This window comes from Pseudomonas sp. JV449 (assembly GCF_032424295.1).
Lineage (GTDB): Bacteria > Pseudomonadota > Gammaproteobacteria > Pseudomonadales > Pseudomonadaceae > Aquipseudomonas > Aquipseudomonas marginalis.
On the sequence record NZ_VYKD01000028.1, the window covers coordinates 458,458 to 468,288 of the forward strand.

Here is a 9,831-nt window from a genome sequence, read left to right on the forward strand (position 1 = left end):
ATAAGACCTAGTACTTTAGTCAGGATTACCCGTAAAAAGGGCGCGCGAATCATAGCAGGACGGGGCGAGGACGAACAGCGGCAGCGCGGCGACGGCTCGATATCGAGACCAATGGCGATCAAATGTGGGAGAGGGCTTGCCCCCTCCCACATGGGCCTAGCAGCAAATGTGAGATCTCAGCCAGCTTTGGTGGCGGGCTCACTCTTGATCTCGGCGAAGTCCTCTTCGCGCAGCTCAGGCAGGTCTTTCGCACAGTAGCTGCTGCCCAATTCCTTCAGCGCGCCGCACATACCGTCCAGCTTGCCGTCCACCGCTTGCAGGTGGTCAAGCAACTGGCCGATGGCGCGCGCGACAGGGTCGGGCATGTCTTCGCTGACACCGTAGGCATCGAAACCGATTTTTTCGGCCATGGCCTTGCGCTTGGCTTCCTGCTCATCGCCCACTTCCGGCTTGACGATGATCCGCCCCGGAATCCCCACTACAGTGGCGCCGGCCGGCACGGCCTTGGTCACCACGGCGTTGGAGCCGACTTTGGCGCCAGCGCCTACGGTGAACGGACCAAGCACCTTGGCGCCCGCACCCACCACCACACCATCCTCCAGCGTCGGGTGGCGCTTACCCTTGTTCCAGCTGGTGCCGCCCAATGTCACGCCTTGGTAGAGGGTCACGTCGTCACCAATCTCGGCAGTCTCGCCAATGACGATGCCCATACCGTGATCGATAAAGAAGCGACGTCCCACCTTGGCACCTGGGTGAATCTCGATCCCGGTCAACCAGCGGCCGAAGTTCGACACCAGCCGCGCCAACCATTTCCAGCCCATATTCCACAAGGCGCCGGACAGGCGATGGATCCAGATCGCGTGCATGCCCGGGTAGCAGGTCAGCACCTCAAAGGCGTTGCGCGCCGCCGGGTCACGATGGAAAACACTCTGGATATCTTCTCGCAAACGCTCGAACATTTTTAATCCTTCCGCTTAAGAAGCTCGCCACGGGCCGCTTTCTGGGTTTCCGTGAGGATGCCACGCAATATATTCATTTCCGCTCGACTGACCGAGCTGCGCCCGTACAGGCGGCGCAGGCGCGCCATCAAGTGCCGAGGTTTTTCCGGATCGAGGAATTCGATGGCCACCAGGGTTTGCTCCAGGTGCTCATAGAACCGCTCCAGCTCGTCCATGGTGGCCAGTTCGCCACTCTTGGTCGACGCCACTTCATCCTTCTCTACCTTGCTCGGCTGCCCTTCAGCGGCCAGCCAGGCCATGCGCACTTCGTAACTCAACACCTGCACCGCTGCCCCGAGGTTCAGCGAACTGAACCCAGGGTCTGATGGAATGTGCACGTGATAATGACATCGTTGCAGCTCTTCATTGGTGAGGCCGGAGTCTTCACGGCCGAATACCAGGGCGATTTCAGCACCGCCGGCCGCCTCTTCCACTACCTTGGTACCGCACTCACGCGGATCCAGCAGCGGCCAGGGGATGCGGCGGTCACGGGCGCTGGTGCCAAGCACCAGGTTGCAGCCGACCAAGGCGTCTTCCAGAGTGGCGACCACCTGGGCTTTTTCCAGGATGTCATTGGCGCCGGATGCGCGGGCATCGGCCTCGTGGTGCGGGAACACGCGCGGTTCGACCAGCACCAGGCGCGTCAGCCCCATGTTTTTCATGGCTCGCGCCACCCCGCCGATATTGCCGGGATGACTGGTATTGACCAAGACGACACGAATGTTTTGCAGCAAGGTAGGCGCTCTCGGACACGGGAAAGGGGAGCAAATCTTACAGAACAGCCTAAGGTTATGCCATGAAAGCTAACGTCGTCCTTCACCTGAAGAAAGTTTCTGCTAGAATGCTCGGCTTTCTTTAACAACCTTAGGTGACACATCCATGCAGCCCATGCTGAATATCGCGCTGCGCGCCGCCCGCAGCGCCAGTGAATTGATCTTCCGCTCCATCGAGCGCCTGGATACCATCAAGGTCGACGAAAAAGACGCCAAGGATTATGTGTCCGAGGTGGATCGCGCCGCTGAACAGAAGATCATCGACGCGCTGCGCAAGGCCTACCCTACCCACGGCATCCTCGGCGAGGAAACCGGCCTGCACAAAGGCAGCGGCGAAGGCGAAGACTACCTGTGGATCATCGACCCACTGGATGGCACCACCAACTTCCTGCGCGGCATCCCGCACTTTGCCGTCAGCATTGCCTGCAAATACCGTGGCCGCCTGGAACACGCTGTAGTACTCGATCCTGTTCGCCAGGAAGAATTCACCGCCAGCCGTGGCCGTGGTGCCCAACTGAACGGTCGTCGCCTGCGCGTCAGCGGTCGCACCAGCCTGGATGGCGCCCTGCTGGGTACCGGCTTCCCGTTCCGTGACGACCAGATGGACAACCTGGAGAACTACCTGGGCATGTTCCGCGCCCTGGTTGGCCAGACTGCCGGCATCCGCCGTGCTGGCGCGGCCAGCCTGGACCTGGCCTATGTGGCTGCCGGTCGTTTTGATGCGTTCTGGGAGTCGGGCCTGTCCGAGTGGGACATGGCTGCAGGCGCCCTGCTGATCCAAGAGGCCGGCGGCCTGGTGAGCGACTTCACCGGCGGTCATGACTTCCTGGAAAAAGGCCACGTCGTTGCCGGCAACACCAAATGCTTCAAGGCAGTACTGACGGCGATCCAGCCGCACCTGCCGGCTTCGCTGAAGCGCTAAGCGAGCGAGCAAAAAAAAGCACCCTGCGGGGTGCTTTTTTTATGCCTGGGATTTGCTTGGTGTGAGCTTAAATACCAACACCACCACAAATCAAATACAAGAGAAGACTTACTGCTGGTTCTGGCCCAGGACGAGACGCCCTTCCTTGTCGACTGGAATCTGGCCGCCCGGATCACGATCCATGCGCACCGAACCTTCCTTGCCATCCAAGGTGTAACGCACGTCATAGCCAACGACCTTGTCACTGATGTCGTTGACGGTGTTACAGCGAGTCTGGGTGGTGGTATAGGTATCGCGGTTCTGCATACCTTCCTGAACCTTGTTACCGGCGTAACCACCACCGACCGCACCGGCCACAGTGGCCAGCTTCTTGCCGTTACCGCCACCGACCTGGTTACCCAACAGGCCACCGGCCAGCGCACCAACCACCGTACCGACGATCTGATGTTGATCCTGCACCGGCTTCTGCCGGGTCACTGCGACGTCCTTGCAGACTTCGCGAGGTGTTTTAATCTGGGTTTTCACCGGCTGCACCGCCAGCACTTGCGCATACTCAGGGCCGCTTTTTACCAGGCTGTAGGTGGCAACAGCACCCCCGGCAGTTACACCGACAGCACCCAATACCGCACCAACCAGTAACGACTTGTTCACGTTGAACCTCCTGACCATCACAAACGGACCGAAAGATCCGCGCTATAGCCAGCCTTGGAGCAAAAAAAAAGGCACGAGTTCAATACTCGTGCCTTTTTTGTAACAGCAGATCAACAAGCGCCCCTCAAGGACGGTCGTCGACCTCCTTGCCAGTGGCGGCAGGAGGGATCAGGTCTTCGCTGTTGAGGTTCAGCCAGATCAGCACCACGTTGGCGATGTAGATCGACGAGTAGGTGCCTGCCAGGACGCCGATGAACAGCGCCAGGGAGAAGCCCCACAGGTTGTCGCCACCGAAGATCATCAGCGCCGCGATCGCCAGCAAGGTGGAGATCGACGTCGCCATGGTCCGTAGCAGGGTCTGGGTGGTGGAGATGTTGATGTTCTCGATCAGCGACGCCTTGCGCAGTACGCGGAAGTTCTCGCGAACCCGGTCGAATACCACGATGGTGTCATTGAGGGAGTAACCAATGATCGCCAGCACGGCCGCCAGCACGGTCAGGTCGAAGGTGATCTGGAAGTACGCCAGGATACCCACGGTCACGATCACGTCGTGGATCAGCGACACAATGGCGCCGACACCGAACTTCCACTGAAAGCGGAAAGCCAGGTAGATCATGATACCGACCAGCGCCATCAGCATGCCGAGGCCGCCCTGGTCGCGCAGCTCTTCACCCACTTGCGGGCCCACGAACTCGACGCGCTTGACCGACGCAGGGTTGTCACCACCCACCTTCTGCAAGGCTTCGGCTACCTGGTGACCCAGTTGCGGGTCTTCGCCAGGCATGCGCACCAGCAGGTCGGTGGTCGCACCGAAGCTCTGCACGATGGCTTCGTGATAGCCGGCCTTGACCAGTTCACTGCGTACCAGGGTGACGTCGGCAGGCTTCTCGTAGGTCAGCTCGATGAGCGTACCGCCGGTGAAGTCCAGACCGTAGTTCAGGCCCTTATGGAACCAGCTGAACAACGCCAGAACGGTAAGGAGCAAGGTGACGCCGAACGCAATGTTGCGAACGCCCATGAAGTTGATTGTACGTAACATGGCAGCCCCTTAAATCCACAACTTCTTGAAGTCACGCCCGCCAAAGATCAGGTTGACCATTGCGCGGGTCACCATGATGGCCGTGAACATCGAGGTAAAGATACCGAGGGACATGGTTACCGCAAAACCTTTGACCGGGCCGGTGCCCATGGCAAAGAGAATCCCGCCAACCAGCAATGTGGTCAGGTTGGAGTCGAGAATCGCGGTAAATGCCCGGCCGAAGCCTTCGTTGATTGCACGCTGTACGGTCATGCCGGCGGCGATCTCTTCACGAATCCGCGAGAAGATCAGCACGTTGGCGTCTACCGCCATACCCATGGTGAGTACGATACCGGCGATACCTGGCAAGGTCAGCGTAGCGCCCAGCAGCGACATCAGGGCCAGCAGCATCACCATGTTGCCCGCCAGGGCCACGGTGGCAATGATGCCGAAGAAGCGGTAGATGGCGATGATGAACAGCGACACGAACAGCATGCCCCACAAGGCCGCGTCGATACCCTTGGTGATGTTGTCGGCACCCAGGCTCGGGCCGATGGTACGTTCTTCAGCGAAGTACATCGGCGCAGCCAGGCCACCGGCACGCAGCAACAGGGCCAGCTCCGAGGATTCGCCCTGGCCGTTCAGGCCGGTGATGCGGAATTGAGCACCCAGCGGCGACTGGATGGTCGCCAGGCTGATGATCTTCTTCTCTTCCTTGAAGGTCTGCACCGGTACGTCTTTCTCGACGCCGTTGACCATTTGCTTGGTGTAGGTGGTCACCGGGCGCTGCTCGATGAAGATCACCGCCATGCTGCGACCAACGTTGCTGCGCGTGGCGCGGCTCATCAGTTCGCCGCCGTGGCCATCCAGGCGGATGTTCACTTCAGGGGTACCGTGCTCGCCGAAACCGGCCTTGGCGTCGGTCACCTGGTCACCGGTGATGATCAAGCCACGCTCGATCAGCGCCGGAGGACGGTTGCCTTCACGGAACTCGAACTCTTCGGAAGTTGCACGGGAAGCACCCGGCTCAGCCGCAAGACGGAACTCCAGGTTGGCGGTTTTACCCAGGATACGCTTGGCTTCAGCGGTGTCCTGCACGCCCGGCAGCTCAACCACGATGCGGTTGGCGCCCTGACGCTGAACAATCGGCTCGGCCACACCCAGCTCGTTGACGCGGTTACGTACCGTGGTCAAGTTCTGCTTGATGGAGTATTCGCGGATTTCCGCGATTTTGGCCGGGCTCATCGCCAGACGCAGTACCGCCTGACCATTCAGGTCGGCCGGTACGATGTCGAAATCGTTGAAGTTCTTGCGGATCAGCGCACGGGCCTGTTCACGGGAGGCCTCGTCAGAGAAGCCCAGCTGGATGGCACCGTTGAGCTGCGGCAGGCTGCGATAACGCAGCTTCTCTTTACGCAGCAGGCTCTTCACGTCGCCTTCATAGACCTTCAGGCGTGCGTCGAGGGCTTTGTCCATGTCGACTTCCAGCAGGAAGTGCACACCACCGGACAAGTCCAGACCCAGCTTCATCGGGTGCGCGCCAATGCTGCGCAACCACTGTGGCGTAGTCTGCGCCAAGTTCAGGGCAACAACGTAATCGTCACCCATGGCCTTGCGTACGACATCTTTTGCCGGCAATTGGTCTTCTTGCTTGGTCAGGCGCAACAACCCGCCCTTCGCACCAGCTGCCAATGTTGCCGCTTTAACCTGGATACCCGCGTCGGCCAGCGCCTTGCTCGCGCGCTCCAGGTCAGCCTGGTTGACCTGCAGCGAAGTGCTGGCGCCAGTGATCTGGATCGCCGGGTCATCAGGGTAAAGATTGGGAGCGGAATAAATAAAACCGATCGCCAGCACCGCCAGGATCAGTACGTATTTCCACAGAGGGTATTTGTTCAGCATCACGCCGCCCGCTTATAACGCGGGGCGCCTTGCGCGCCCCGTCGATTGGTAAAGGTTGGAACTTAGATCGCTTTGAGCGTGCCTTTTGGCAGCGTGGCGGCGATGGCGCCCTTCTGGAACTTCATTTCCACGGTGTCGGACACTTCCAGAACCACGAAAGCATCGGAAACCTTGGTGATCTTGCCCGCGATGCCGCCGGTGGTCACGACTTCGTCGCCTTTCTGCAGGCTGCCCAGCAGGTTCTTCTGCTCTTTGGCACGCTTGGCCTGTGGACGCCAGATCATCAGGTAGAAGATGACCAGGAAGCCGACCAGGAAAATCCACTCGAAACCACCGCCCATAGGGCCGGCAGCAGCAGGCGCAGCGGCGTCAGCCATGGCGTTAGAGATAAAAAAGCTCATTTAGCACTCCAGTTGCAAATAGTGAATCTTAGGGTCGGAAAACTCAGTCCAAGGGCGGCACAGGGAGCCCGCGCTTGGCATAGAAGGCATCGACGAAGGCGGCCAATGTACCCTGTTGAATAGCCTCGCGCAAACCAGCCATCAGGACTTGGTAGTGACGCAAATTGTGGATGGTATTCAACATGCTACCCAGCATTTCCCCGCATTTGTCCAGATGGTGCAGATAAGCACGGGAGAAGTTCTGGCAGGTGTAGCAATCACAGGTGGGATCCAGCGGCGAATCATCATGGCGATGGAACGCGTTACGGATCTTGAGCACGCCTGTATCGATGAACAGATGCCCATTGCGGGCATTACGGGTTGGCATCACGCAATCGAACATGTCCACACCGCGGCGCACACCCTCTACGAGATCTTCGGGTTTGCCAACGCCCATAAGGTAACGAGGTTTGTCAGCGGGCATCAGGCCTGGCAGGTAGTCCAGTACCTTGATCATCTCGTGCTTGGGTTCGCCCACCGACAAACCGCCGATGGCCAGGCCGTCAAAACCGATCTTGTCGAGGCCTTCCAGCGAGCGTTTGCGCAGGCTTTCATGCATGCCGCCCTGGACAATGCCAAACAGCGCCGCGGTGTTGTCGCCATGGGCATTCTTCGAACGCTGGGCCCAACGCAGGGACAGCTCCATGGAAATCCGCGCGACGTCCTCATCAGCCGGGTACGGTGTGCACTCGTCGAAAATCATCACGATGTCCGAGCCCAGGTCGCGTTGCACCTGCATGGACTCTTCCGGGCCCATGAATACCTTGGAACCGTCCACCGGCGAGGCGAAGGTCACGCCCTCCTCCTTGATCTTGCGCATGGCGCCCAGGCTGAACACCTGGAAACCACCCGAGTCCGTGAGGATCGGGCCATGCCACTTCATGAAGTCATGCAGGTCGCCATGCTTCTTGATCACTTCAGTGCCTGGACGCAGCCACAGGTGGAAGGTGTTGCCGAGGATGATCTCGGCGCCGGTGGCGACGATGTCACGCGGCAGCATGCCTTTAACGGTGCCGTAGGTGCCCACGGGCATGAATGCCGGGGTCTCTACCGTACCGCGCGGAAACGTCAGGCGACCGCGACGGGCTTTGCCGTCGGTGGCGAGCAATTCAAACGACATACGACTCATAGTTGTTCCTCTGGGCCGCGCGGCGCCGGATTACGGGTGATAAACATCGCATCACCGTAGCTGAAAAAACGGTATCCATTGTCGATGGCTGCTTTGTACGCCGCCATTGTTTCGGGATAACCCGCGAAGGCCGACACCAGCATCAATAGCGTGGATTCCGGCAAATGGAAGTTGGTCACCAGGCAGTCGACCACATGGAACGGCCGGCCTGGGTAAATAAAGATATCGGTGTCGCCACTGAACGGTTTGAGCACGCCATCACGCGCCGCGCTCTCAAGGGAGCGCACGCTGGTGGTGCCCACCGCAACCACCCGCCCGCCGCGCGCCTTGCAGGCGCTAACTGCGTCCACGACGTCCTGGCTGACTTCCAGCCATTCGCTATGCATATGGTGGTCTTCGATGTTATCCACACGCACCGGCTGAAACGTGCCGGCCCCCACGTGCAGGGTCACATAGGCGGTCTCGACGCCCTTGGCGGCAATCGCATCCAGCAGCAGTTGATCAAAATGCAGCCCGGCAGTCGGCGCGGCCACGGCACCGAGGCGCTGGGAATAGACCGTTTGATAGCGCTCACGGTCCGAGTCTTCGTCGGGGCGGTCGATATAAGGAGGCAATGGCATATGACCGACGCGCTCCAGCAACGGCAAAACCTCTTCGGTGAACCGGAGTTCGAACAGCGCATCATGACGCGCTACCATCTCGGCTTCACCGCCACCCTCGACGAGGATGCTCGAACCCGGTTTCGGCGACTTGCTGGAGCGTACATGGGCCAGCACACGATGGCTGTCCAACACCCGTTCCACCAGAATTTCCAACTTGCCGCCGGATGCTTTCTGGCCAAACAGCCGTGCCGGGATGACCCGGGTATTGTTGAACACCATCAGATCGCCCGGACGCAAATGCTCAAGCAAATCAGTGAATTGACGGTGTGCGAGGGTGCCGCTGGCCCCGTCCAGGGTCAGCAGTCGACTGGCGCGACGCTCGGCCAAAGGGTGGCGAGCAATCAGCGAATCCGGGAGTTCAAAAGTAAAGTCAGCAACGCGCATGATGGGGTTCGTCTAGCAGGGCCGGGAAGTCTAGCGGAAATAGTGAAAATAGACCATGAAACGTGATTGACCAACGGTAATCTCATCTCTATACTTCGCCGCCATTGAGCCCTGATGGCGGAATTGGTAGACGCGGCGGATTCAAAATCCGTTTTCGAAAGGAGTGGGAGTTCGAGTCTCCCTCGGGGCACCATCTTAAAGAAAGACCTTGAATTTCAAGGTCTTTTTTTTCGTCTGCAGAAAAGCGCCCTGAGGCCGCGACAGCTCCCAGAGAGCGAGATAGCGCGACTCCCCTTCATATCATCATAAAGTCCAGCAGGCCCACTCACAGGCCTTTGCGAGGACGCTAAAACGACCCTTGGTTAACCCTGGACCCACCCAAAGTACTGCTAGCGCTTCGAACGGAGATCCTGTTTCCTTTAATGGGCATGGACTTTAGCACTGAAGCCCCTCCCGAGGCGCCTCTTCGCACTTTCCGACCGCCCAAAACAAAACCCCACCTGCTTTCGCAAATGGGGTTTCGGAATTTAATCTTGACGATGACCTACTCTCACATGGGGAAACCCCACACTACCATCGGCGATGCATCGTTTCACTGCTGAGTTCGGGATGGGATCAGGTGGTTCCAATGCTCTATGGTCGTCAAGAAATTCGGGTACTGAGTTGTGGCCAGCTGGCCTCGCTTCAGCAAATTGGGTATGTGACAGCTTTCGGTGTTTTGTGAAATCTCGAACTTTCGGTTCATTGCGTCTTCACACACCGCAATCTGGCCTTTCGACGCAAATTGCTTGGGTGTTATATGGTCAAGCCTCACGGGCAATTAGTATTGGTTAGCTCAACGCCTCACAGCGCTTACACACCCAACCTATCAACGTCGTAGTCTTCGACGGCCCTTCAGGGGACTCAAGGTCCCAGTGAGATCTCATCTTGAGGCTAGTTTCCCGCTTAGATGCTT

The 9,831-nt window shown here is 58.9% G+C and carries 9 protein-coding genes, 1 tRNA gene and 2 rRNA genes; 2 read left to right on the top strand and 10 right to left on the bottom strand.

Going from position 1 to position 9,831, the window contains the following annotated elements:
- Positions 1 to 176: 176 nt before the first annotated feature.
- Both cysE and trmJ read right to left on the bottom strand, forming a co-directional pair.
- Entirely contained in the window at positions 177 to 959 is a 783-nt protein-coding gene (gene cysE / locus F6S08_RS26080; RefSeq protein WP_065924871.1) for a serine O-acetyltransferase, read from the bottom strand.
- Between the two features lie 2 nt (positions 960 to 961).
- On the bottom strand, positions 962 to 1,732 hold the full coding sequence (gene trmJ, locus F6S08_RS26085; protein WP_027605410.1) for a tRNA (cytosine(32)/uridine(32)-2'-O)-methyltransferase TrmJ: 771 nt from the start codon (positions 1,730 to 1,732) through the stop codon (positions 962 to 964).
- Between the two features lie 145 nt (positions 1,733 to 1,877).
- On the opposite strand from trmJ, the gene suhB reads away from it, so the two are divergent.
- Positions 1,878 to 2,693, top strand: a complete 816-nt coding sequence (gene suhB, locus F6S08_RS26090) for an inositol-phosphate phosphatase (protein ID WP_003175971.1) — start codon at positions 1,878 to 1,880, stop codon at positions 2,691 to 2,693.
- A 108-nt stretch (positions 2,694 to 2,801) separates the two neighbouring features.
- Here suhB and F6S08_RS26095 read toward each other — a convergent pair whose 3' ends face one another.
- From F6S08_RS26095 to queA, 6 genes are all read right to left on the bottom strand, one after another.
- Entirely contained in the window at positions 2,802 to 3,344 is a 543-nt protein-coding gene (locus F6S08_RS26095; protein WP_015885750.1) for a glycine zipper 2TM domain-containing protein, read from the bottom strand.
- Between the two features lie 124 nt (positions 3,345 to 3,468).
- Positions 3,469 to 4,383 (bottom strand): protein translocase subunit SecF, encoded by a 915-nt coding sequence (gene secF / locus F6S08_RS26100; protein WP_065924872.1) that lies wholly within the window; start codon positions 4,381 to 4,383, stop codon positions 3,469 to 3,471.
- Between the two features lie 9 nt (positions 4,384 to 4,392).
- Positions 4,393 to 6,261 (bottom strand): protein translocase subunit SecD, encoded by a 1,869-nt coding sequence (secD, locus tag F6S08_RS26105; RefSeq protein WP_027605408.1) that lies wholly within the window; start codon positions 6,259 to 6,261, stop codon positions 4,393 to 4,395.
- Positions 6,262 to 6,323: 62 nt separating this feature from the next.
- Entirely contained in the window at positions 6,324 to 6,662 is a 339-nt protein-coding gene (gene yajC / locus F6S08_RS26110) for a preprotein translocase subunit YajC (protein WP_003175975.1), read from the bottom strand.
- 43 nt (positions 6,663 to 6,705) lie between these two features.
- Positions 6,706 to 7,821: a tRNA guanosine(34) transglycosylase Tgt gene (gene tgt, locus F6S08_RS26115; RefSeq protein ID WP_161985738.1), complete on the bottom strand. Its 1,116-nt coding sequence runs from the start codon at positions 7,819 to 7,821 to the stop codon at positions 6,706 to 6,708.
- A 5-nt stretch (positions 7,822 to 7,826) separates the two neighbouring features.
- Positions 7,827 to 8,876: a tRNA preQ1(34) S-adenosylmethionine ribosyltransferase-isomerase QueA gene (gene queA / locus F6S08_RS26120; RefSeq protein ID WP_315872528.1), complete on the bottom strand. Its 1,050-nt coding sequence runs from the start codon at positions 8,874 to 8,876 to the stop codon at positions 7,827 to 7,829.
- A 108-nt stretch (positions 8,877 to 8,984) separates the two neighbouring features.
- Between queA and F6S08_RS26125 the strand changes: the two genes are divergently transcribed.
- Positions 8,985 to 9,069: transfer RNA gene (locus tag F6S08_RS26125), tRNA-Leu, on the top strand.
- A gap of 338 nt (positions 9,070 to 9,407) precedes the next feature.
- Here the strand turns inward: F6S08_RS26125 and rrf are convergent.
- Both rrf and F6S08_RS26135 read right to left on the bottom strand, forming a co-directional pair.
- Positions 9,408 to 9,523: ribosomal RNA gene (gene rrf / locus F6S08_RS26130) — 5S ribosomal RNA — on the bottom strand.
- A 152-nt stretch (positions 9,524 to 9,675) separates the two neighbouring features.
- Positions 9,676 to 9,831 (bottom strand): 23S ribosomal RNA (locus tag F6S08_RS26135); the annotation flags it as partial.